Source organism: candidate division Zixibacteria bacterium HGW-Zixibacteria-1 (assembly GCA_002838945.1).
In the GTDB taxonomy this organism is placed as follows: domain Bacteria; phylum Zixibacteria; class MSB-5A5; order GN15; family PGXB01; genus PGXB01.
On the sequence record PGXB01000044.1, the window covers coordinates 1 to 23,045 of the forward strand.

The following is a 23,045-nucleotide window of genomic DNA, read 5'->3' on the forward strand; positions in this document are numbered from 1 at the left end:
TTTCGCACCGTTCTTCAACCGTAAGTTGTTTGTAGATTTGTCCCATAACAACACCTTATACAGGTGTTGCACTTCGTTTGTGAATTTAGGGAATCCATTAAAAAATATCGAAACTGCGGCCGGGTGGCATTCCCAAACTTGTTTGGGGATGTTTTTACAAGTTCCGCCCCAAATAAATTTGGCGCGGCCACCCGACGAAATCATTCCAGGAGATATTTTTCATATTCTCAGCAGCAGTCTGAGGTTGCGGGGGACAATTTTGCACTTAATTTTTTCCTGCGCCAGCTGGTCATGAATTTTCTTCATCATACTGCCCCCCTTCATATCGAATCATAATAGTTATTTATCGTAGTATGGGCAATATGATTCAATGATTTTCCAGCTGATGTCGCCGCCCTCTTTGACCCGGTATTGGAGAAACATCCAGCCAAAAATCGTCCCATCGGTAAAATAAGCCAGAACCCGGTTGGGGCTGATCAGGTAGATCTGGTTTCGGTTGTTGAAGCGCATATTGCGATTGGAAGCGGAAGCCTTGTATGGGATAAGTTCCTTTTTGCCGTACAGATCGGATGTTATCATGGCCACCGGACGGGAGACACCCTTACTCTGGAACTCCTTGATATATTCTTCGGGAATGCTCTGTTCGCCGGCATAACCCAGGCTGAGGCCCTTAAGATCATCTTGTGCCTTCCGCATTTCCATCTGGGCTTCATCTTTCGCCAGATTGGCCTCATCGAGCGCCAGCATGCAGTTGACCAGATTATAGTCATAGTCACTCAACTGGCGTCGGGCATCCCAGGTATAGAAAAACATCACGACACAGGCAATCAGCAACAGTCCGGAAACGACAATCCATATCCGGCGTTCCCGGGCAAACGGCGAAGCCGTCGATTGCCGGGCATCGATGCTTTCCTGCGTATCATCGGGAATACCGTCATCAGTCCCCTTTTTTCCTTTTTTTCTCTGATTTTTTCCCATAACTCAATTACATGTTTATTTATTCATGAAAGGTAAGAAGCTCATAAAGTCGCAGTGATGGACAATATAAGCTTCGGTTGTTCTCTTGACCATGTCGCCTTCGCCGGCATGAGCGGCGATTATATGCAGGACTTTATCAGGCACGCCGCAGGCCATCGCCAGGCCGACACCGGAAAAGGGGTGACGGACATGATGGCCATATTCGCTGACAACCGCTTTGCCATTGACCTTTTCGTACTCCAGCAATTTGCCGACGTCGGCCAAAATAGCACCGGCCACGACAACATCGAGGTCGATCGGAAGGTCATCTTTAAAGAATTGCTTCATGAGCTTGCCGCATTCGAAGGACATATGAACCACGGCCCGTTTATGTGCCATAAAGGTAACGCTGCAGTCTTTGGCTTTCAGTGTAAAGGGGATGACATTGAGGTCATCGGCACTTAGTTTGCTTTGCTGCAAAGCCAGCGCCCAGGTGTCGGCGGTTTGCTTGCGAAGTTTTTCGTCTTTTATCCAGTCGAGTTCCGGCCATAATTCTTTGACTTTGTCAGGCATAGTAATAGCTCCTGTTTATTATTTTATGTTTTTCATCAAAATCTTATACACCGGTAATTAAAACAGAAAATATCCGAATGTCAAATGAACAGAAAGGTGAAGGAAATAAGTTTGGTTAATTCTTTTTACTTTCAAGTGACTTATTTGCTTGATGCCATACCAGTTGGTATCATAAAAAATATTCACAGTTTTTTCTGGGTTAAGCCATGGATTATGAGTTTCATATTGAAACGACAAGAAAGGCCTAAATACTTGACCTCTTTTGTTTCTATGATACTCAATAAAAAAATACCTACAAAATGTCAAAGTTGGATATACTACATATGTGGGCGGTAGGAATCGATCAAACAGGGAAAACCCTTCAAGATTAAGATGTTTATTCCTCGACCACCGCTTTCGCACAATTTCAATTTGTGATTGACATAAAAATTGATAATTATTAAATTAATAAGGAACAAAATGACGATGTCGGATTTTAAGTAAATAGAAGTTATTGAATCGCCGAAAATATAGCTATATAGACTATATGGAGGGGATAATGCGAAAAAGGGTCGTTAGTGTATTTGATGTCGCCAAATATATTGTTAGACGACATGGCTCTGTCTCGGCCATGAAACTTCAGAAGCTTGTATATTATTCTCAAGCGTGGGCTCTGGTGTGGGATGAGATTCCACTTTTTAGTGAAAAAATTGAGGCTTGGATAAGCGGCCCTGTGGTTCCTGAATTATTTGGTGCTCATAAAGGCAAATATCTTATTAATAGTAGGGATTTAAAGAAGGGTAATTCCGAAAATCTTAGCGACTCGCATAAGAAAACAATAGATGCGGTTCTGGATTACTATGGAGACAAGAACTCACAGTGGTTAAGCGATCTGACACACATGGAAGGCCCTTGGCGAAAGGCGAGAAAGGGTCTTGCCTCAGATGAACGCGGCAGCCAGGAGATTACCCAAGCATCAATGCAAGAATATTACAGCAGTCTTTCTTTATGAAAAAAGTAAACCGAAATAGTAGACAAGTTCCCACAACTAAACATCAACCCGGCCCACCCAGTATTAGAAAATCGCATGACCCTGAAGCCTTTGCTAGGCTAACGCCATCTTGGGCCGTTGCTCGTATTGATCGCATCAGTGAATGGGGGTGGGATAATATTTCAGTAGATATTTTATGGGCTGAAATACATTCAAAGCTAAGAGACTTTGAATCAATGACTTGGGCGGAAATTATGGCAAAAGGTAGCCACAACATAGAAAAATATAAGCTAATACCAAGAGCACAAAATCGCCTCTCAGAGCTGCGCCTCGATGATTTGGGAGAATTGTTTTCGCTGCGTCTTACGGGGAAAAAAAGAATCTGGGGAATTCTTAATAATGGGATTCTGAGGATTATTTGGTATGATCCCCAACATCAAATTTATCCCTCTCAAAAGAAACATACCTAGTGTTTCAAATCAGCCTATCACAGAAAAATCATAGATTTCGAGAATTTTATGTTTTACGGTTGACAGGCGGATTTCGATCGTTTATATAAGTTTTACAATAGATACGGTGCCGTCCAAGGTGGACGGAGAATAGGAAAGACGGTGTAAATCCGTCGCAGCCCCGCTACTGTAACGGCTACTCTCAGGGCGACAGGCCACTTGCCGCAAGGCAGGGAAGGCGTCCCTGAGGGGTTTGAAGCCGAAGCCAGGAGGCCTGCCGTATCGCTAATCGAAGAATTTTGTTGCCGTCAGCGCGGGCTGACCGTTGCAATACGGACCGCGCCACTGGCAACAAGCGGAGAGAGCCATGTGGCGATTATTTTTAGCCTGTCTCCGCAGGTTTAAGTGGGGCGCGATGGGAGCCTCATGCGAGACGGCTGAACAGCACAGAAAAACCCGCCTAACCTTTATCCTGTTTCTTCTTATAACTTTAGCTCTGGCCGGGCAGGTTGCGGGCCAGTCGGTTACCAATCTTAAGGGGATAATTGTCGATGAAGAGGATGGCACGCCGCTGGCCGGAGCCGTGATCGATATTCAGGGCACCGGCTATACTGCTTTGGCGGACGAATACGGGCTTTATAGTTTCGAAAATCTTCCGGTCGGAGATTACACTCTCAAAATAGCGGCGCCCGGTTATGAAAGCGCCTATCAGGCGGGGGTTAAAATTATCGATGGTATCAGCCGGCAGATCAATGCCCGGCTATATCGCAAAGTGTATTATCTGGGGAAGATTACGGTGCAGGGGCAGCGCCGGAGGTTGACGACCGATAATGTGGAGATACTGCAAAGGGATGAAATCATCCGTTCCCGAGCGCGCGACATTCCGGAACTGCTGGAGACGGTTCCCGGAGTGTACATTCAGGAAACCGGTTCGGGGTCGGGGCGATCTCAGATTAAGATCAGGGGCAGCGCGCCGGAGCATGTTCTGGTGCTGGTTGACGGGCATCGGATTAATTCCTCCGGCAGCGGTATCGCCGATTTGAGCAGTATTCCCATCGAGATGGTCGAGCGGCTGGAGATTCATAAAGGGGGCGCCTCGGCTGAATTCGGGCCCGATGCTTTGGGCGGGGTCCTGAATATCATTACTCAGAAGACGCAACTGGGCGAGAAGTTGTCGGTTGACGGCGAGCGGGGGTGGGGCAGTTGGAAAAACGAATTGTATCATTTCGATATTTCCGATCTGTTGATATCCGGCAAATTCTCCGGTAATTTTGCCTACAGCCTCAGGCAGTCGATCGGTGATTTCGATTTCAGTTACCAGGTCGAGCCCTACCCGGTCGCATATTCGGGGACACGGATCAACAATCGGAACGAATCGATCAATTATTTTTCATCCGGGATTTATCGGTTCAATGAGCGGTTGCGATTGACATCCTCGGGGCAGTATTATCAATCGGAAAGCGGTCTTCCGGGGGGGGCCAGAACCCAAAACGCCGAGGCCTTTTCCGAGGACAGCCGGAAGATGGTCAATTCCTCGCTCTTGTACGAACTTTCACCTGACCGGGATTTGAAGCTTGATGTCGGTGTCTCCAGATTTGAGCAGCACTTTGCCGATGTTAAATCGGCGCTGAAATACGAGACCCGATATATCAATGATGTTTATACTCTCCGCCATACCCAGCATCTGAGTGGCTGGCAGGGCAATCGCATGCTGGCGGGCGGGGAATATCGGCGTGACGTCCTGGAGCATGAGGATATATATCGTCCCTCACAGTCGATGGGGACAACAGTCAGGGATAATCTGGCGATATTTTTCAACGACAAGCAGCATTTCGATCTCGGCCGCCTCATGTTAATCGATGAAGCGGTATTTGATTTTTCGATTCGTTTCGATCATGTCAACACCGACAAAGAATCACTGTCGTGGCAGGATCAGGCATTCGAAAACAGCCTTGACCACTGGTCGCAAAAGGCCGGTCTGGCGCTGTCCAAGGGGGAGAAATTCTCCTATCTCGTTCGGGGCAGTTATGGCCGGTCGCTGCGGCTGCCGTCGATAAACGCGCTTTTCTGGAAAGGCGATGCCCGGTCGCGCGGGAATCCTGCACTCAAACCGGAGAAATCTAAACACGGCGAAGCCGGTTTCGAACTGAGAGGTGATATCGGGGCGATAGGTGTTTCCGGTGGAGTCACCTATTTCCGCTCGGATGTCACCGATCTGGTAGTCTGGATGCCCAACAGCGGGATCTGGCAGCCGGTCAATAACAGCCGGGCGTTGATAACGGGGCATGAAGATTTCGTCGAACTGGAAATTTTCGACCGGGTCCTTTCGATTTTATATCAAAATACGATCACGACCGCGATTAATAAAGACACGGTGCATACGGTTTATGATAAGTACCTCGTCTTTTACCCGCATTATGTTACCACTCTCACGGCCAGATTTAATTATGCACCGTTCAATCTCTCTTATTCCATCCGCAAGGTGGATAAAGCCTACACGACCGCGGCCAATACGAGATATTACAATGCTTATCGTGTCGATGATATCGCGGCGAGCGTTCAATTCAATATCGGGAAATACCTGCGGGCGGGGATGGATTTCAAACTGAATAATATTTTCGATGAGTCATATCAACTGATGACGCATTACCCGATGCCCGGACGCGAATGGTACCTGGGGACCAGGTTGACGTATGGAATAGCCGATTCCAAATAACAGAATGTAAATTATACAGGAAGGAGCACATAAATGTTCAGTCACTTGTTAAAAACAGTCTTGATTTCGATATTCATTTTTTCAACAGCGGCTGCGGTGGATCCGACCGCCTATGTTTTGAATACCAACGGCGAAACTCTTTCGAAGATAAATATAAAGACCGGAGTCGTGGAAAATGATATATTGACCATCGGCTCCGATGTCATATCATACCCGAATCAACTGGTGATTCGCGACACCCTCGCCTATGCTATCGCTTCGGGAACCAATGAAATCCAGGTAATAAATCTCAACACCGAGCAGACATCGTTTTTTATCAACACCGGGGCCGAGAGCAATCCTTATTGGATGGATTTTCTCGACAGTCGGTATTTATATGTGACCCTGCTTCTCACAGACAACCTGGCCAAAATAGATTACAGATCCGGCAGTATCGTTTCTCAAAAATATGTCGGCAAGAGCCCCGAAGGCATAATGATTAATAAAAACCGGGTCTATGTGGCCTGTACCGGTTTCGACTGGAATACATACGAATACAGTCAGGGACAGGTTGCCGTTTATGATATCGCCGCCGATTCGGTCATCAGCCGTATAGATGTCGGCGAAAATCCGCAGTATCTGGCTTTAGATAGCAAGGGACGGATTCATGTCGTTTGCACCGGCAATTATTATTCCACTTTCGGGCATGTTTATATAATCGATCCGATTGTCATGTCGGTAATCGACAGCATCTATGTCGGCGGCAATCCCGGACATATCAGTATCGGCCCGGATAATGTCGCCTATCTGGCCGCCGCCGGATGGACGGAACTTGGATATGTGTTCTCGTACAATGCCGTCACCGGTGAAGTATATCATGATGAGAGCAATCCGATCGAGGTTGATCTCAACTGCCTGACAGTGCAGGCGTTTCAGGACACGACCATATTCACCGGCAGTTTTACCGATTTTGTCAATGTCATTGATTCGTCAGGTGCATACAAGAACAGCTATGCGGTCGGCGACGGCCCTATTTTCATCGCCTTCAACTATATGCCGGGTGACGCCAATGGAGATTTTGCTGTCAACCTGCTCGACATAACATATTTCATAAATTATTTGTACAAGGGGGGTGACGCCTTGAGGTGGCCGATATGGCGCTCCAATGTAAACGGCAATGAATCATACAACCTTCTTGATATAATATATCTAATCAAATTTTTGTACCACAGCGGCGACAGGCCGAAAATAGGCTCCTGCTGGGCCATATGAGATATAGTTGAAGACGGAAGCGGCGGCATTCATTATCACAGCACACTATTGCATGCCGCTTCCGTTTTCTTTTTGTCGGCGTAAATCAATCAAACGGTTAATTCGCAGAATATACTTGAATTATCGACTTCGGTAATATCGGCAGTAAACCTGGCCCTTTGTGCCAGAAGCTCGAAGTCTTCTCGTGAAACAGTTGTAGCTTTGAAGCCATCTTTGCAGGCAATGATGCCGTTACCGGTGCGGTCGTTGTCTATCGGGCCCAGTAATCCTTCAGCGGATTGCATCCGGAACCACTCCAGCCGGTCATCCCAGAATTTATCGGAATAGCTGGACAGCAGGACTTTTCCTCCGGGGCGGGTGACGCGGGCCGCTTCTTTTATGAGAGCATGCTGATCTACCTTGAAGGCGGAGAGGCCGTTTTGTATACAAATGGTCATGTCGAAAACATTATCGCCGAAACCGAGAGTTATTGCATTCATCCGCGCCAGATGGATATTCGGGCAGGGATGAAGTTCATAGCGGGCCATTTTAAGACTGGCCATGGAAGTATCGATACCGAAAACTGTTTTTACATGGGGGCAGAGATATTTAATAACGCGGCCATACCCGCAACCCAGTTCCAAAACAACATCGGAGCTGCGCAGTTTTTCCAGGACATGATTGATTTCGGCTTTCAAGTACTGTTCGACGCAGGGCGGCGCGATTTCATAGCAGCGTTTCAGTCCGGCCGCCGATAGTTTTTCGGAATAATACTGATCCATGGTACCGCTTTCCTGAGGGAAATGAATCCACCCAATCCGCCGTTTGATCGATAAGCAATCTATAATTTAAAATAATTGATATCTTGAAAGATAAAAACAAAAAACGAACGACCATTCATAGAGCAGCCGTTCGTTTTTAGAGATGATTATTTGCCGGAAATTACTGTTTTGACCAGAGGCCGATAGAGTTGCCTTCGACATCAGCAAATATCCCCATATAGCCGATTTCAGGTGATATCTGGATTTTGGCGCGAATGGTTTTGCCGCCGGCCTTTTCGATTTTCTTCAAAGCGGCGCCGATCTCTTCCACTTCGATATAAAGAACTATCCCGGCCTCTTTGGCGATTTTACTCTGCTTGCTGAAACCGCCGCCCGGCCCGCTGGGAGCCTGAAACATAGCATAATTCATTTCGGGAATAACCTGGACATTCCAGCCGAAGACATCGGTGTAAAACTTGCCGATTTTCTCGAAATCGATGCAGGGAATTTCAATATGACAAAATCCGTTCATGATAATTCCTTTCCGGTATATATATTAGAAATGTCTATTTAATTTCATATTTTACGTCATCATGACGCTGAATTATAGTCAATAAATGTCAGCGGGCAGTGATGTCAATCACATATTGAAAAAAAGGAAATATTAAACAATCTTCAAGAATGATTTTCTAATAAGTTGAAAACAATTGAAAGCATAAAATTAAAATTTACAGTGGGTTACAATGGCCGAATTTCCAAGTTGATGGATTTTGGCGGAATGACCATTGAAGGCCCTAAATTAAATCGGTTCAAAATTGTGTATTCAATTATTTCGTCAAAAACTTTCAGATATTCTCTTAGAATTTCTATTTCACCAGGTTGAATTTGAAATTTATATTTATATTTGTAATCTGTTATTTTATTCTTTTCTTTTATTCTAAGTTCCAATTCATACATACCGCTTTTTAAATATAGAGAATCATTCCATAAATATAAGATGTCTTTATAAATAGATTCCTTCTTTAGTTCCGTTAGGATATTTTTTATTTCTTCGGCGTCATTTTGAGATTTATTTTTCAAACGATATAATATTTGGTCAATTAGCTCGCGGATTAATATCTCATATTTTCTTTCATAGGCCATGTCCGAAAAAAACACCATTAGATCTTTTGCCTCGTCGGTGGTAATTTTTAATATACCAGGTTGAATTTCTTTATAGAATTCAATTGGCTGACCAGTAGGATTTGAAATATGTTGTGTTACTTCCCTAACAGTATTCCAATGGAGTATTATTTCATTCTTGGATTCATGCTTTACCAGCAGCTTCATGCCGGTAACCAGAGCATTCCTGTTTTCTGCATCTATTGAACATCTAAGACCTGCTGATATGGCACCCGTGAAATTAGTGAAAATAATATTACCTTTATCATAAAATCTTATTTTTGGCTTTTTGAAAAAATGCAAAATGATAGAATATAGTACTGGGGAAAGCCAAGCAGCAGCTCCAACAATAGCCACTATTTTTACCCAAAGCTCTGTTCCCAAATGTCCCCCCAATTTAGCTCATTTTCTAAACATCCAGGTTTCTGACGTAGCGTGCGTTTTCCTGGATAAACAACCGGCGCGGCTCGACAGCATCGCCCATCAGGGTCGAAAAGAGCCGGTCGGCCTCCTTGGCATCATCCATCGTTACCAGAAGCAAAGTTCTGGTTTCCGGATCCATGGTTGTCCGCCAGAGCTGTTCCGGATTCATTTCGCCGAGACCTTTATAGCGCTGGATCGAAACACCTTCCCGGCCAAATTGAGTGATAACGCGGTCACGTTCCTCCTCGGAGAAGGCATATTGCTCTTTTTTCCCTTTGTAAACCCGATAAAGAGGGGGCTGTGCGATATAGATATGACCCTGTTCGATAAGCTCCTTCATATAGCGGAAGAAGAAGGTCAAAATCAGGGTGCGGATATGGGCGCCGTCGATATCGGCGTCAGTCATGATGATGACTTTATTATAACGCAGATTGCTCAGATCGAATTCATCGGTGCCGATGCCGGTTCCGAGCGCCGTAATCATGGTCCTGATTTCGTCGTTGGAAAGGATCTTATCCAGCCGGGCCTTTTCCACATTAAGTATCTTTCCCTTAAGAGGAAGAATGGCCTGAAATCTTCTGTCGCGGCCCTGTTTGGCCGAGCCGCCGGCCGAATCACCCTCGACGATATAAATCTCGCAGGATTCCGGGTCGGTCATGGAGCAGTCGGCCAGTTTGCCGGGCAAGGCGGCATGATCAAGAGCCGTTTTGCGACGGGTCAGTTCTTTGGCCTTGCGCGCCGCTTCGCGCGACCGGGCCGCAGAGACGATTTTCTCGGCAATCTTTTTGGCCACCGGCGGATTTTCTTCGAAAAACTGCCCCAGATATTCATTGGTGACACTTTCGACGATACCGCGAACATCGGAGTTGCCCAGCTTGGTTTTGGTCTGCCCCTCGAACTGGGGGTTGGGCACCTTGGCCGAAATTATGGCCGTGAGACCTTCGCGCGAGTCATCGCCGACAACCCCGTAACCATTCTTGCCGTTCTTAAGAATGTTATTCTTCGTGATATAATTATTAATGGTCCGGGTGAGCGCCGTCCGGAAACCGGTCAGATGGGTCCCGCCTTCGATCGTATTGATATTGTTGACATAGGAGAAAAGATTTTCGACATAGCTGTCGTTGTACTGTATGGCGATCTCCACCTCGACACCATCTTTTTCCTTCTTTATATAAATGGGCTTTCGGTACAGGACGTCTTTGTTCTCGTTCAGGTATTCGACGAAGGATGATATCCCGCCCTTATATTGAAACTCGACTTCCTTGTTATTGCGGTGATCGAGGAGAGTGATTTTCAATCCGGCGTTAAGAAAGGCCAGCTCGCGCATGCGCGATGCAATAATATCGAATTTGAATTTGATGCTGGTAAAAATATCATGATCGGGCATGAACGTGGTTGTTGTACCGGTCTGCTTGCGTTTGCCGACGATATCGACCGAGGAAGAAGCGATGCCGCGTTTATATTCCTGGCAATAGACATTGCCATCGCGGCAAACCTCGACCCGGCACCATTCGGATAGTGCATTCACTACGGAGACTCCAACGCCGTGCAGACCGCCCGACACTTTGTAGCTTGAATGATCGAATTTCCCGCCGGCGTGAAGCATGGTCATGACCACTTCAAGCGCCGACTTTTTCTGGGTGGGGTGCTTGTCAACGGGGATGCCCCGTCCGTTATCGGTAACGGTAATCGATTCATCCTCATGAACCTCCACCTTGATAGTGGTGCAATATCCGGCCATGGCTTCATCAATCGAGTTATCCACTACTTCGTACACCAGGTGGTGCAATCCACGCTGGCTGATATCGCCGATGTACATGGCGGGCCGGCGCCTGACGGCTTCGAGGCCCTTTAATACGGTAATATTACTGGCGTCGTATTGTTTGTTTTCTTTCTTTTCCGTATCGGCAGTCACCGTATCGTCTTTCATCTATTGTTAAATCCTTTCCTGTCACGAGACAAAATGTATTCGCTTTACCGCTTTACCACCGGGGACGGAATGTATCTCCTGCAATATTCTGTCCACCTCAAGAGACAGCTGCTGCCGCCATGATGCATCCCTGACAGAGACAAGCAAGGTATTATCGGAGAAACGCACGGCGCGAGAGACTTCGGCGATTTTGTCGCCGACAATTTTGGGCCAGCGGTTGACAATTCTCCATCCGCCCAGATTATAGGCCAGGCCGAAGCCGGCCAGAACCTTGTCCAGGAGCGGTCCGATTCGATCCGGTTGTTTTTTTAACCCGGTATTAAATCTTCTATTCATAGTTATTTAAGATAGCATATATTAAACACTTTAGCAAGGGAAAAGTTCCCGGCTATCTTAATAATATATAATAAGTTACAGAAATATTTAGAGCGTTATTTTACGGCAAAATCACCAGGTTTTTTCAACCGGTTTAAGCTGTTTTTTTCGCGGAAATTTGGGGTTGGGAATAAAGAAATCCGGCCCTTCACGGCGCATCAAACGCACCGTTAAATCCTGACACGCCTGGCATCGGCGGATGAGATTGTAGTGATCTTTCTGGATCAAACGGCGGCGGCGATGCTCGGGTGCAAGGACCTGCTGCTGGATGATTTCATAGCCTTTGGAAGGATCATCCTCGTCATGGAAGCGAACACCGGCGATTATCTCCCGGGTCTCGGGATCATATACCGTGGCGCCGGGACATTCGATGAACATCTTGTCTTCATCCAGGCATTCCGGCTCGCTGAAGGGATTGACGGCTTCACCATCGGGGAAATTGCTGACCGGCTCGCGATGAAGCTTCTCTTGATTATTATTGCTGTCGGTATTGGGGCGCGCTTTCCTTCGCATATACGCTATCCTTTGACAATAAGAACGATGGAGAAAAAGGCAACTGTGACCGGGAAAATGTAAACGAACGAGAGCGGCAGAAAATAGGTTCCGATGAAGGTTACGGCCACGGCGGGGATGACGACATAGCGGAGGATGTCGAATGACATCTTCACGGCCTTGGACAGAATCATCCCGGCAATGCTGACCAGCAGAATAGCGGCGGCAATGAGGCCGGGGGTTCCGAAGCGATCCTGAATGAATGTCCTGGTGGTAATAAAGAGCCCGGACGGATCGCTAAACTGGGCCATAACATTTTGCATGATTTCATTCATAGCGCTCTCCCGGATTAAAAATCCTCCAGAGGTTCAATGCTCAGTGAAGATTCTCCGACGCGGCTGAGGCCCTTCATTCTCCTGGTGAGGAAATTCTGGGAGGTTATCCAATTGTGCGAGATGGACAGGACATCGTCGTATTCGACCTCCGAAATCCAGTCGAGAACAAGGCAGTCGATATTCTGCCCGTCGACGGTGACGTTGTCCATTGTAAGCGTAAACTTTACCTGCATAAAAGCATCCTTATAAAGTTCATCTGGTTGTCATTTCGCTTATAGAAATTGCAAGCCGGATGCCGCAGCGCAGGGGGAGATGATGTGTTGAATTTATCTCATTGTAGGACAATGATTTATAAATCAAAATGTTTAAGGTTTGAGCAGTCGGACGGGTGATTTTGGGGGTTTTGGGGCCGAAAATGTATGGGAATAACCCGATACCTGATGGGATAACTAAAACCCCGGTCAGGTGTTATGACCGGGGCCGGAAGTATTGCGGATAGTTCCTAATATCGGCTGTTCAGCCGATGTCGTCCGAACATGCTGCCTTTATTGTCAGGACAGACGGCTGAATGAAGAAAGAAAAATAGCAGGTGCCCTAAAGACGTAATGTCCAAAAGATAGTCCGTCTGCCGGCCAAACCGGGCAATGACGAATTGAAGAAGTCAGGAGCGAACTGTCCCTCTTCAACCGTCACACGTTCTTATTGATCCATAGGCATACTCCCTCCATCTTAAAGATTAGAAACTCCAACGGATAGGGGATATATTTATCAAGCGTCTTATTGCCGTCCGGGGCATAATAAATAACGCTTGTGAGGAATAATTCTTATATGGTGGGATTTAATTACAATGATAATGTAATACATTCAGTCCATGTTGTCAAGGATTTTCTTGGCGCATGTATTAATGTCATTCCCGCTCCTCTTTGTCATTCCCGTCCGCCCCGGCGGGAATCTATGTAATGTTGCGGCAGGTCTTGTCCCGTCAAAAACGGGATGTGACCTGCCGCCAAAATAAACTTTCCCCTTGCCATTTCCACAAAACGCACTATCTTTCCTGCGTGGATCACCACACCTTTGGAATGACACCTCGGCGATAGTCCACAATGATAATCGGCCATGCGTGGCCCGGAGCTTTGCTCCGGGTTTCTGAAAATGAAACGTTTTTGCAAATGCGCACCATTTTTTTGAAAAATGAAATTAAGATGTCATTGAATAGGAAACTTCGCTGATAATTGATTTGTTTGAATATAATGAGGGGAGGACCATTGGACATATTTAGAAACCCGGAGCAAAGCTCCGGGCCACACCCGCCGGATCATATTGATTCGAAGAAGCTGAGTGATCTTCTACGAGATCAGGCGGTATTGTGCGCGGCAGATGTCCACATCTGCCCGTCCTGTTTATACGGCGTGTTTGCCACGCTGTGCTCTGTGCCTTCAGCGCATCACTCTGCTCGCAACGACAGACGGACGATTGATCAGAAAGGTGGCAGCCTCAGACATGTTTCATTGCGAAACAATGGAACATGTTTGGGGATGTCTTTAAACCGGGATGTTAATAAACAAAGGGCCGGTGAGACCGGCCCTTATATGTGCACGTAATTTTATGACTGTGTTACAGGCAGATCAGCGGCGGACCGCTCTTGTACAGGTAATTAATCAAGTACGTAACATCAAGAATGTTAAGCGCGCCGTTGCCGTTACAGTCGGCGGCCTCAATCGCTATCGGCGCTGGACCACCTTTATAAAGGTAATTAATAATATAAGTCACGTCGAGCAAATTGACACTGCCGTTGCCGTTGGCATCACCGCAAATATAGTCGCAGGCATCACCCACACCATTATCATTGCTGTCGGCCTGATCGGTATTGGGCACCTCAAGACAATTATCGCAACTGTCGCCGACATTATCGCTGTCTAAATCTTCCTGATCGACATTGGTGACAGTGGGGCAATTATCGCACAGATCGCCCAGAGCATCGCCGTCGGAATTTACCTGCGCCTGGTTGGCGACATTGATGCAGTTGTCGCAGATATCGCCGACATTGTCACCGTCGGCATCAGCCTGATCCTGGTTGGTGATACCGGGGCAATTGTCGCACAGATTGCCGTAGCTGTCCTCATCGGCGTTGGCCTGGTCGTGGTTGGAGAAATTAGGACAATTATCGCAGAGGTCGCCGATCCCGTCGTAGTCGGCATCGGCCTGACTGCTGTTGGAAATATTTGGGCAGTTATCGCATAGATCGCCGACACCATCACCGTCGCTGTCGGCCTGATCGAGATTGGAGACGAACATGCAGTTATCGCATGAATCACCGAGCCCGTCGCCGTCGTAGTCGGACTGATCGGGATTATAAATGGTCAGGCAGTTGTCATCGGGGCATCGGTTATCGGGATTGCCCGGATCGCCGAAACCATCGCCATCGCTGTCGATACAGGGTTGCGGCTGCCAGTTGGTCAAAAACATCAGGATATTGGCCAGCAGGGTATCGCGTTTGTTATAAAGGCCGAAATCGTTCGAAATAGCCTCATAACCCCAGTTGAAAAAGACGACCTTGGAGTCACCTTCGAAACTGAGCGCGGATGGGCCGCCGTTTTTGAAATTGAAAGCGGCCTGAGCCGGCGGAATCACCTGGATCATCCTCGACCAGTTGAAGTCCTGATTGGCGCCGCTGTAATAACGGTAGCTCAGCCCATCACCTATGGGCGATCCGGAGACACCATTGTGAATCAGATTGAAGAACAAAATGTCGGCGCGGGCGTGAAGATAATCGGCCAGGAAAGCCGAGTCTTCATTCTTCAGTTCCCAGGCCAGTCCCTGACCGGTAAGGAAGAGACTGCCGCCGCCGTCAAGGAAATCTTTCAACGACTGAATGTCGGTGGCGTTAAGCAGATTGGATGAGGTGTCGCCGGTGAACCAGAAGACGGTATTGTACTGACTCAAATCGGCGCCTGATGGTGAACCCTGGGTGGCTTTGGTCCAGACATCGGCCGGGGCCTGTTTTTTCTTCAGGTCACCCAGATATAATGAATCGTAGGTTTTTCCACGGTCATCGTCAACCAGAAGTATCTCGGGCCGACCGACGATCTGCTCCAGCCGAAAGACATTGACGAACTGTCCGCCGTCCGACTCGATAGTGACATAGAAGGAATCATAAGTCGGGTAAACCAAATCGGGAACGATGAATTCGATCGGGCTGGAATAATTATTGACCGAGCCGCCATTGCCTCCGATGGAAGAAAAGTTTACCGAAGGGGTGGTAAAGACGATATCGGGGTCATTCGAGGTGAGAGTTACGGTGACGTTGCTGACATCTTTCCACATATTGGCCAGTACGAAATAAAACTGGACGGTTTCGAGCGGGTCAAGGAACCCGTCGGCTCCGGCATCGATAAACGATGTATCCATCATATAATAGTACGGCCGCGACCACTGGATATCCAGATTAGCGGTCATGAGGGAGTCGGAATTGGAAATATTCCAAACCGATACCTGTGTGGTCATATTAAGATAATTCCGGCTGCTGGGTGTCGAGAAATCATCGAAAGACCTTTTGTTAACCGCACCCGGCCACGGATCGCCGGCATCGCCGCTATTGGGTGAAAATTCAAGATCGTATTTTCCGTCCGCCTGTTCCAGGGCCACCTGATAATGGTTGACGTCTATATTGCCCCATCTGTTTTCATCGACATGATATATAAGCAATCCAGCTCCGGGAAGAGCGGCATCAAAACCGGCCATCTGGCGGTTTTCGACAAGGAAATACTGCGGACCGACGGTACCTCCGGCCCAGATGCGGTAAGCCAGCGGCTCACTTTCAGTCTGAGGGAATTCGACGCCCACCATGTTTGAGGTGACGTTAATCGGCTGGATGAAGCCGACATAAGACTTAGACCAGGCATCCATTTGAGCCGGTGTTTTGCCGCTGTTGTTCCAACTGCCTCCGGCCATTAATGACCATTTTCCGAGGCCGTCGGAAGTTTCAGGTATATAGTCAACATCATAGAGATCGGGCAGTCCCAGGACATGGCCGTATTCGTGAGCGAAGACGCCCATATCGACAAGCGAAAAAGTATTTAATCTTTCTTCAGGCTCCATTGAGTAAGAGTCGATGGTGACGCCGTCTAGACTAAGAGGAGTGTGAAGACTCCACTGATGAGAGTGAATGTCATTCACATCGCCGGTTTCCTCGTAGCCCGGGCCGGAATGAATAACAAACAGCCCGTCGACTTCGCCATCAGGAACGCCGCTCGGGCCATAGGTATCATAAATGGCATAATTAACATCAGGATCAGCGGCCAGGACGGCATCGCGGGCCAATGCCTGAGCATTGCGAGGATAGGTTCCAAAACCGCGCTGACCATCGACATAGTAAGCATAAGTCTGCGGCATTCTATACCAACCGTAAATATCGCCCTTCACATAGAATGTACCATATGAATTTTCCAGATAAAACTCCGTCATTGATCCGGTCGGATTCAGCCGTCCTTCAGAAAAAAGCAGCGAGTCAAACATTACCGGAGTTCCGGCCACAACGCCGGCGGTATAGGGCTGGTCGGAAAAATCGACCAGTAACACGATGGCCCGGATGGTATCGACCGTCTTAAAATCGAGCGAAGATGATCTGGACGGCACGAAAGCGCTGCTCCGATCGGGATTATCGACGCCGCGGGCGCGGGCGTCGGCCATCGCTGCGACATACTCCTGGAGTTTGCCTTCGGCCCGAAGCTTTTTGACCAGATCAGGGTGCAGTGATGAGGCTATTGTCGAGCCGCCAATAAAAAGAGAAATTAATAAAACGATGGTTATCAGTGACGAGAAATTTCTGGATTCCATTTGTTGATTCCCTCTATAACTTTAACTTGCTGATAGTTTTCAAAGTTTTAACAACCGGTTGGTCCTTTTGTTCAGTCATAAATGTAAAAATAGTTAAACACTTCAAACATATATGTTTATGTGAAGTCTATACCCCTCATATCGGCGGTACTGGCGGTAAGGTAAGTAAAAAAGTATCAATTACTTAAATAAAATACGCAAATATCGGGCATTGTCAAGAAAGGAATTAATATCAGGCAAAAAAAATTGAGTTTTTATTAAAAAAAGACTAATACAATCCGCAAACTTTCGCCTTTTACCTTATCGGAATTACAGAATTTTATTGAAAACAAGGTCTGTCGAGACGGCCGGGATAATTGTAATACCAGCCCGGTCTAAAAAATCAGTCCGATATCCAGATACAATCGGTCGGGGTGAGTGCCCGACTTACCGTAACCGATATCCATCGGGCCGATTGGAGAATCGAGGGCGAGCGAGAAGCCATAGCCGTGTCGCATATTATTCAATTTTATATCATCAAAGTCCCCGTAAACCTGGCCGAAATCATAGCGGCCATAGAGGTAAAAGCGGTAGGGAAGACTGAGCCTCAATTCCAGGTTGGTCAGAAACATTTTCGCGCCGATCAATTCGTCATAAGCGAATCCATAAAAGGAATAATGGCCGCCCATGTAATATCTTTCGGAAACCGGGATACCGGCCTTCGCGTCGGAAAGCCCGAGCGATACGGTCGGGTGGAAATTAAGCCCAACCGGAAGGGGCCAGAAAGATTCCAGGGAACTATAGAACTTCGAAAATTGCGCATCGGCTCCCAGAATATCCGTGGCAAACTGAGCCAAGATGACATGCTTCTTTCCCCTCGAAGGAAAAGGAAACTGGTCGATATTTTCCACCTTTGATGTTAGCGAAAAGGTTCTTAATTTTATGCGGTCGGAGGTGCCTCCCGGCGAATATTCATTTTCGACCTCGGTCCATCCGATACCACCGTTGACCGTTCCAAAACGGGCAATCTGGTGGCCCAGGGCGAAATCGAAACCGTATCGACTTTCCTTGTGCATGGCGATTGATTCGCCATTGTCATCGTAGATATTGCGGTCGAGGTAATGATAGAATCCGGTTGCGCGATAGGTGAAATATGTCGAAAAAAAGCGATCGGCTTTCAATGTCAGTTCATACTTGCGTCGGCGGTCGGCATATTGGGCATGAGCCAGAAATTCCTGGCCGGTGCCGAAGAGGTTGTCATCGAGAATCTCCGCGAAAGTTTCATTCTTGAACTCATCGTGCAGATGCCAGCCGAAACGAATTTGTGTATATTTTTTTTCTTTAACGGCGATTTTTACTACCGCTCCCTCGGAACCGGGGAGGACGTGGATAGTGACGCGGTCAAAAAGATCCGTGGCAAAAATGTTGGCGATCCCATGGGCGGCCGATCTGGAACTGAAAGGAGAACCGATGGCCTGCGGATAATTTGATTTTATCAGCCAAAGCTTGGTTCTCTCGTTTCCGACAACCATTATTCGCCGCACGATGGCCTCATCGATGTCAATCACCAGCTTTCCGGCGTCCGGATGATAAGCAAGGTTCCGAATATTTGCCAGATCATAACCTTTGTGTTCATACAGCCTGACCAGAGTGTCCGAAAAAATGAGCAGGTCTTCGGCGGTGATAAAGCTGTCATCCTGATTTATAAGGCTGGAGATGGTGGAGTCGTCAAATACCGTATTCCCCGTGACGCTGATCCTGATATCATCGATACGGGGCACGGGAACCGCTTCAATAATCAGATCACCGGCCTCATACCCGTCGACTTTTCTTTCCGTATTGATAATTTTCAGAGAGATCGATAATAATCTTTGATCAAGATATAACGCATTGGCTGCCTGCCGGATATCCTCCCGGGTGGCTATCATGCCCGGACGGAGTCGAAATTGAGTGGTGTCCCAATATTTTCCCGATGGTCCGAATCTGATATCAGCCAGGTATATTGAATCACCGTCACACTTGATTTTACACTGCTCATAAATTTGATTGGCGGCCTTTAAGCCGGCCTCATAGCCGCACTCAATTAATTCATCGATATTTTCAAAATCGGTCGAATGGATTTCCGGGATGGTCGGTTCGATGACGATGTCGGCCGCTTCGAGCGATGCTTTCAGTTTATCCATCGACATTATGGAAGTGACCTGATTGGCGATGTCGATCGGATTATTGATTTCATCTTTTGATAAGAGTCCGCTGGTGGTGTTGACGGCAACGATCAAATCAAGACCGGGAGCGGTCTTTTCGACGATATTGACCGGAACCGGGTTAACCATGCCGCCATCCATCAGCAGCATATCCTCCAGTTCGACGCCGGTAAAGGCCAGTGGAAAGGCCATGGTCGAACGCATGGCATCGGCTAGATTGCCGTTGTTAATAACTACCTCTTCACCGGTTACAATATCGGTAGTTATGGCGAGGAAGGGGATTTTTAGTCTTAAAAAATCGCCGCCAGAGATGTAATTGGCCTTAAGGGTCAGCAACGAGAGCAGATCAGAGAGTTTCTGGCCACTGGTAAGCGCTTGGGGGATAAACGGTTTCGTGCCGTCAAAACGTATCGAGATAAGATATCTTTCCATTTCTTCTCGCCGGGTCAGAAGCATGGTGGTTCGTTTGGGACGGTTGGAGAATAATTCGCCGAAATTGATTTTTCTTATAATGCCGTCTAGTTCCGCGGCATTGAAGCCTGATGCATAAAGCCCACCGATGATACCGCCGATTGAGGTCCCCGCAATGCCTCCAATTCTGATTCCTGTCTCCTCAAAGGCCTTCAGGACGCCGATTTGGGCCATTCCGCGAGCCCCGCCGCCCGAAAGGGCAAGGCCGATTTGCGGACCCTGGTTGGCAGAATAATAGGACCGGCCATCCCAGCCGATGAAAACCTGCGTCGTGTCGGCAGCAACAGCAGGCCATATCATTAACCAGGCCAAAAATATGTAAATAACAGATTTCACTTGCTTAAAGCTTCGTAATTATTGTTTTATACTATTATTAAGCGAGAGTGAATGAAAATGCAAGGAATAACATTGAAACTTGGTCCGGCAGAGAAAAAGAGATTGCGGTCACTTCTGACCAAAAAGGGCCGGATGCAGTATAATCAGTTTCTGGCCGAGGGAGTCCGCCTGCTTGAGGAATCACTGCGATTCGACTTCCTGCCAACTGGTCTATATTACTCGCAGGCCGAACTGAATGACCGGGGAATGAAACTGATTAAGCTTTATCAGGAACGGGGGATAAACTGCCAGGAAATCGCTGCCAGGGATATCCGTCAGCTTTCGGATACCGAGACCAGCCAGGGTTTAATAGGTCTTTTTAATATTCCCCAATGCCGGCCGGGTGAGATATCAGGCGGGACATTTCAGAAAATATTACTTCTTGATCGAGTCTCTGACCCGGGAAACGCCGGGGTGCTGATCAGGTCGGCTTTGGCTTTCGATTTTAACCTTGTCCTCGGGACCGATGAAACGGTCGATTTGTACAACCCCAAGGTAGTGCGATCGTCTGTCGGGGCGATATTCGGAATTCCCGTGTGTTCCGGTTCGCCGGAAGACGTTGCGATTTTGAAAAAAAACCAGAATTATGCAATTATTATTACAGACCCGCGGGGGGGGGCATATTAAGGCCCAAATCAAGAAGTTCAAGCCGGGAAAAAGATTCATTCTGGCAATTGGCTCCGAAGCCGAGGGAATATCCGCGGAATTGCGAAGCCTGGCCGATTACAGTATTCGCATAGAGCACAGTGATAAAGTGGAGTCACTTAATGCGGCGGTGGCCGGTTCCATTTTGATGAAGGAGATTTATGAAATGACTGCAAGGAGAAGCAGGCCATGAAATATAGAGACTTATTCTGCCTGACCATTTTACTTCTGACAATAACAGCAGCGGCATCGGCGCAGTATTATGAGCTCAGCGATAATCGCTATGTGACCGAGACCAGTCGTCTGGAAACCACGCTGGCACCGGGCGAAAAAGTAGATATTATGTCGGTATCAAGTCTTTCGGGGAAATTATACATCCATACCGGCGAAGGCGAGCAGGCGGTATTTGTGTATAAGAAATTACTCAAGACTCACAATGAGTCGGACGCCAGGGAGTATGACAACCTGGTGGAGGCCGAAATCAAAAAGACGCCGGCATCGCTCAGGCTTTTCTTGCGGGCGCCCAATCCGGCTCCCTGGAGCGGCGAGGATGATGCGGTCAGTATCGAAGGCGAACTGACTTTGCCGGCCGACTGCCAGCTTGAAATTGATGCCGAATATTTTGACATCATCATCGCCGGGCCGTTTACATCGGTCGAAAACCGCTCTTCGTTCGGCAGAATGGATATTTCCAATATAAGCCGAAGTCTGATTCTTGCAGGCTCCACTCAGAATATAAATTTAAGCAATATATCCGGCGAGATTTCCGTAACCGTAAGCAACGCCGATATAACCGCGCAGAATCTGGTAACAATGGATGAGATGACCCGTATAAAAAATGAAAACGGTGATATAACGATTAACGGCATTGAGGGCAGTTTTACGATCAGAAACAGTTACGGAAAGATTAAAATAAGCGGGGCCGAGCTTACGGGCGGCGGCTGTCGTATTATCGGGACCCATTGTCCGGTAAGGGTGGAGGTGACCGGCAGTGAAGGCGCCGGTCTGGCTATATCCAATGATTTTGAGGATATCTCATTGCTGATAGCCGATAATATATCGGCCAGATTCATGTTGAATGTCGATACGAATGGTGAAATGCATGTAACGGATTTGCCCGTCAAACCGGTAATCGTTCAAAGCAATCGGATGGAATGTTACACCGGCGAGGGTACAATACCGATCACCATAGATGTCGAAGACAGCGGGAATATTTTTATTGAAGGGATTCAGGTAAACCGATGAAGTTTTTGACATCTTTTCGGTTGAGTTTTATTTTTTTGATTTTCCAGTTTATTCTGTTCCAGTCTCTTTATGGGGCCAACCGTTATGAAATTCCGCCCGGCGTGCATTATCATCGTTTTGCCTCTCTTGTCGAAGGTCCCGAGGCTTCCTGGGTAAATCCGGCCGCACTGGGGTACTATCGGACTATTTCGGCCCAGATCACGGGCGAAATTTATGACGGCAGTTTTGGGCATAATTGGGGATTCAACACTGTCGGGGACGGCGTTGGAATCAGTTATCGTCATCTGAATGATTTCGAAGGCGCAAAATATAATGAATATATATTCGGCCTGGGATTGCGGGTTAATTACGGAATATATGTCGGGGGATCATACCGTTATGTTAAGGATGGGCCGATCGCGCTTGACGGCACTCATAATTGGAATATCGGGCTGCTTGTCAGGCAGAATCCGAAGCTTTATATGGCGGCGGTTTTCTCCAATCTGAACCGCGAGGAAATCGCCGGGGAGCAGACCGATATCGAACAGCTTTATTCAATATCCGGTATGCCATTCGGAAGATATTTGATGGTTTCCGCCGAAATGTCCCTTTCGGTTAAGCAGAGTATTTCAGGGGCCAGGAAAGTATACGGGGCTGAATTTTACCCGTCGCCGGGAATAATCGGATATATTAATTTTGATAATGATGAGAATTATGAACTGGGGATCAGGGTTAATTTGACCAGTTATTTTGTCGGTCTGCAATCCAGGCTGGCTTCCGGTGGGGTTCATCACGGCACGTCCCTCACGGCGGGGGTTGTTTCCGATCCACAGCCCTCAATAATACGTCCGCCGGGGAAATATAAAAAGTAGACGACATGGAGCAATATGTTCGGTAAGGAATCTGATGATTTCAGATTGCCTTTGGCGCTTTGATGTG

The 23,045-nt window shown here is 47.5% G+C and carries 22 protein-coding genes and 1 riboswitch; of the genes, 8 read left to right on the forward strand and 14 right to left on the reverse strand.

The features are described from left to right. The 3 genes from CVT49_13765 to CVT49_13775 form a co-directional block, all read right to left on the reverse strand. Nucleotides 1-204 (reverse strand): hypothetical protein (locus CVT49_13765; protein PKK82400.1); only part of this gene is annotated, 204 nt, incomplete at its 3' end. A 135-nt stretch (nt 205-339) separates the two neighbouring features. After that, a complete protein-coding gene (locus CVT49_13770; protein PKK82401.1) occupies nt 340-978 on the reverse strand; it encodes a hypothetical protein in 639 nt (212 codons plus the stop codon). Between the two features lie 15 nt (nt 979-993). Further along, nucleotides 994-1,530 carry a phosphohydrolase gene (locus CVT49_13775; GenBank protein ID PKK82402.1) on the reverse strand — a complete coding sequence of 179 codons (537 nt, stop codon included), beginning with the start codon at nt 1,528-1,530 and terminating at the stop codon, nt 994-996. A gap of 538 nt (nt 1,531-2,068) precedes the next feature. On the opposite strand from CVT49_13775, the gene CVT49_13780 reads away from it, so the two are divergent. The 4 genes from CVT49_13780 to CVT49_13795 all read left to right on the forward strand — a co-directional run bounded on the left by CVT49_13780 (nt 2,069) and on the right by CVT49_13795 (nt 6,916). After that, nucleotides 2,069-2,521 (forward strand): hypothetical protein, encoded by a 453-nt coding sequence (locus CVT49_13780; GenBank protein PKK82403.1) that lies wholly within the window; start codon nt 2,069-2,071, stop codon nt 2,519-2,521. Continuing rightward, nucleotides 2,518-2,970: a hypothetical protein gene (locus CVT49_13785; GenBank protein ID PKK82404.1), complete on the forward strand. Its 453-nt coding sequence runs from the start codon at nt 2,518-2,520 to the stop codon at nt 2,968-2,970. The genes CVT49_13780 and CVT49_13785 overlap by 4 nt, the downstream gene beginning before the upstream one ends. A gap of 87 nt (nt 2,971-3,057) precedes the next feature. Then, nucleotides 3,058-3,246, forward strand: a riboswitch (cobalamin riboswitch). 70 nt (nt 3,247-3,316) lie between these two features. Continuing rightward, nucleotides 3,317-5,665 (forward strand): hypothetical protein, encoded by a 2,349-nt coding sequence (locus CVT49_13790; protein PKK82405.1) that lies wholly within the window; start codon nt 3,317-3,319, stop codon nt 5,663-5,665. 33 nt (nt 5,666-5,698) lie between these two features. Then, entirely contained in the window at nt 5,699-6,916 is a 1,218-nt protein-coding gene (locus CVT49_13795; protein PKK82406.1) for a hypothetical protein, read from the forward strand. An 89-nt stretch (nt 6,917-7,005) separates the two neighbouring features. Here the strand turns inward: CVT49_13795 and CVT49_13800 are convergent, their stop codons facing one another. The 11 genes from CVT49_13800 to CVT49_13850 form a co-directional block, all read right to left on the reverse strand. Then, nucleotides 7,006-7,677, reverse strand: coding sequence for a class I SAM-dependent methyltransferase (locus CVT49_13800; protein ID PKK82407.1), 672 nt, complete (start codon nt 7,675-7,677; stop codon nt 7,006-7,008). A gap of 160 nt (nt 7,678-7,837) precedes the next feature. Beyond that, the gene (locus CVT49_13805) at nt 7,838-8,188 is read right to left on the reverse strand and encodes a hypothetical protein (protein ID PKK82408.1); all 351 of its coding nucleotides are present in this window, start codon (nt 8,186-8,188) and stop codon (nt 7,838-7,840) included. 206 nt (nt 8,189-8,394) lie between these two features. Beyond that, on the reverse strand, nt 8,395-9,201 hold the full coding sequence (locus CVT49_13810; protein ID PKK82409.1) for a hypothetical protein: 807 nt from the start codon (nt 9,199-9,201) through the stop codon (nt 8,395-8,397). A gap of 25 nt (nt 9,202-9,226) precedes the next feature. Continuing rightward, entirely contained in the window at nt 9,227-11,170 is a 1,944-nt protein-coding gene (gyrB, locus tag CVT49_13815; protein ID PKK82410.1) for a DNA topoisomerase (ATP-hydrolyzing) subunit B, read from the reverse strand. A gap of 21 nt (nt 11,171-11,191) precedes the next feature. After that, nucleotides 11,192-11,506, reverse strand: coding sequence for a hypothetical protein (locus CVT49_13820; protein ID PKK82411.1), 315 nt, complete (start codon nt 11,504-11,506; stop codon nt 11,192-11,194). A 111-nt stretch (nt 11,507-11,617) separates the two neighbouring features. After that, nucleotides 11,618-12,058: a hypothetical protein gene (locus tag CVT49_13825; protein PKK82412.1), complete on the reverse strand. Its 441-nt coding sequence runs from the start codon at nt 12,056-12,058 to the stop codon at nt 11,618-11,620. Between the two features lie 5 nt (nt 12,059-12,063). Next, nucleotides 12,064-12,372 (reverse strand): hypothetical protein, encoded by a 309-nt coding sequence (locus CVT49_13830; GenBank protein ID PKK82413.1) that lies wholly within the window; start codon nt 12,370-12,372, stop codon nt 12,064-12,066. Between the two features lie 14 nt (nt 12,373-12,386). Beyond that, a complete protein-coding gene (locus tag CVT49_13835) occupies nt 12,387-12,605 on the reverse strand; it encodes a hypothetical protein (GenBank protein ID PKK82414.1) in 219 nt (72 codons plus the stop codon). Nucleotides 12,606-13,435: 830 nt separating this feature from the next. Beyond that, the gene (locus CVT49_13840; GenBank protein PKK82415.1) at nt 13,436-13,645 is read right to left on the reverse strand and encodes a hypothetical protein; all 210 of its coding nucleotides are present in this window, start codon (nt 13,643-13,645) and stop codon (nt 13,436-13,438) included. A 341-nt stretch (nt 13,646-13,986) separates the two neighbouring features. After that, nucleotides 13,987-17,208 (reverse strand): hypothetical protein, encoded by a 3,222-nt coding sequence (locus tag CVT49_13845; GenBank protein PKK82416.1) that lies wholly within the window; start codon nt 17,206-17,208, stop codon nt 13,987-13,989. Nucleotides 17,209-17,582: 374 nt separating this feature from the next. Continuing rightward, complete coding sequence (locus tag CVT49_13850) at nt 17,583-20,198, reverse strand: hypothetical protein (protein ID PKK82417.1); 2,616 nt, start codon at nt 20,196-20,198, stop codon at nt 17,583-17,585. 51 nt (nt 20,199-20,249) lie between these two features. On the opposite strand from CVT49_13850, the gene CVT49_13855 reads away from it, so the two are divergent. Genes CVT49_13855 through CVT49_13870 form a run of 4 tightly spaced genes read left to right on the forward strand, consistent with a single transcriptional unit; the run spans nt 20,250 to nt 22,978 of the window. Next, nucleotides 20,250-20,864: a hypothetical protein gene (locus tag CVT49_13855; GenBank protein ID PKK82418.1), complete on the forward strand. Its 615-nt coding sequence runs from the start codon at nt 20,250-20,252 to the stop codon at nt 20,862-20,864. Then, complete coding sequence (locus tag CVT49_13860) at nt 20,824-21,075, forward strand: hypothetical protein (protein PKK82419.1); 252 nt, start codon at nt 20,824-20,826, stop codon at nt 21,073-21,075. Before CVT49_13855 ends, CVT49_13860 begins: the two co-directional genes overlap by 41 nt. Then, nucleotides 21,072-22,127, forward strand: a complete 1,056-nt coding sequence (locus CVT49_13865; GenBank protein ID PKK82420.1) for a hypothetical protein — start codon at nt 21,072-21,074, stop codon at nt 22,125-22,127. Before CVT49_13860 ends, CVT49_13865 begins: the two co-directional genes overlap by 4 nt. Continuing rightward, a complete protein-coding gene (locus CVT49_13870; GenBank protein ID PKK82421.1) occupies nt 22,124-22,978 on the forward strand; it encodes a hypothetical protein in 855 nt (284 codons plus the stop codon). Before CVT49_13865 ends, CVT49_13870 begins: the two co-directional genes overlap by 4 nt. Nucleotides 22,979-23,045: the final 67 nt, after the last annotated feature.

Coding starts and splice junctions, on each gene's coding strand:
- CVT49_13770 (PKK82401.1), bottom strand. CDS start 978: ATGGGAAAAAATCAGAGAAAAAAAGGAAAAAAGGGGACTGATGACGGT.
- CVT49_13845 (PKK82416.1), bottom strand. CDS start 17,208: ATGGAATCCAGAAATTTCTCGTCACTGATAACCATCGTTTTATTAATT.
- CVT49_13830 (PKK82413.1), bottom strand. CDS start 12,372: ATGAATGAAATCATGCAAAATGTTATGGCCCAGTTTAGCGATCCGTCC.
- CVT49_13780 (PKK82403.1), top strand. CDS start 2,069: ATGCGAAAAAGGGTCGTTAGTGTATTTGATGTCGCCAAATATATTGTT.
- CVT49_13805 (PKK82408.1), bottom strand. CDS start 8,188: ATGAACGGATTTTGTCATATTGAAATTCCCTGCATCGATTTCGAGAAA.
- CVT49_13870 (PKK82421.1), top strand. CDS start 22,124: ATGAAGTTTTTGACATCTTTTCGGTTGAGTTTTATTTTTTTGATTTTC.
- CVT49_13775 (PKK82402.1), bottom strand. CDS start 1,530: ATGCCTGACAAAGTCAAAGAATTATGGCCGGAACTCGACTGGATAAAA.
- CVT49_13825 (PKK82412.1), bottom strand. CDS start 12,058: ATGCGAAGGAAAGCGCGCCCCAATACCGACAGCAATAATAATCAAGAG.
- CVT49_13795 (PKK82406.1), top strand. CDS start 5,699: ATGTTCAGTCACTTGTTAAAAACAGTCTTGATTTCGATATTCATTTTT.
- CVT49_13835 (PKK82414.1), bottom strand. CDS start 12,605: ATGCAGGTAAAGTTTACGCTTACAATGGACAACGTCACCGTCGACGGG.
- CVT49_13800 (PKK82407.1), bottom strand. CDS start 7,677: ATGGATCAGTATTATTCCGAAAAACTATCGGCGGCCGGACTGAAACGC.
- CVT49_13840 (PKK82415.1), bottom strand. CDS start 13,645: ATGTCCAATGGTCCTCCCCTCATTATATTCAAACAAATCAATTATCAG.
- CVT49_13790 (PKK82405.1), top strand. CDS start 3,317: ATGTGGCGATTATTTTTAGCCTGTCTCCGCAGGTTTAAGTGGGGCGCG.
- gyrB (PKK82410.1), bottom strand. CDS start 11,170: ATGAAAGACGATACGGTGACTGCCGATACGGAAAAGAAAGAAAACAAA.
- CVT49_13855 (PKK82418.1), top strand. CDS start 20,250: ATGAAAATGCAAGGAATAACATTGAAACTTGGTCCGGCAGAGAAAAAG.
- CVT49_13785 (PKK82404.1), top strand. CDS start 2,518: ATGAAAAAAGTAAACCGAAATAGTAGACAAGTTCCCACAACTAAACAT.
- CVT49_13860 (PKK82419.1), top strand. CDS start 20,824: ATGCAATTATTATTACAGACCCGCGGGGGGGGGCATATTAAGGCCCAA.
- CVT49_13865 (PKK82420.1), top strand. CDS start 21,072: ATGAAATATAGAGACTTATTCTGCCTGACCATTTTACTTCTGACAATA.
- CVT49_13820 (PKK82411.1), bottom strand. CDS start 11,506: ATGAATAGAAGATTTAATACCGGGTTAAAAAAACAACCGGATCGAATC.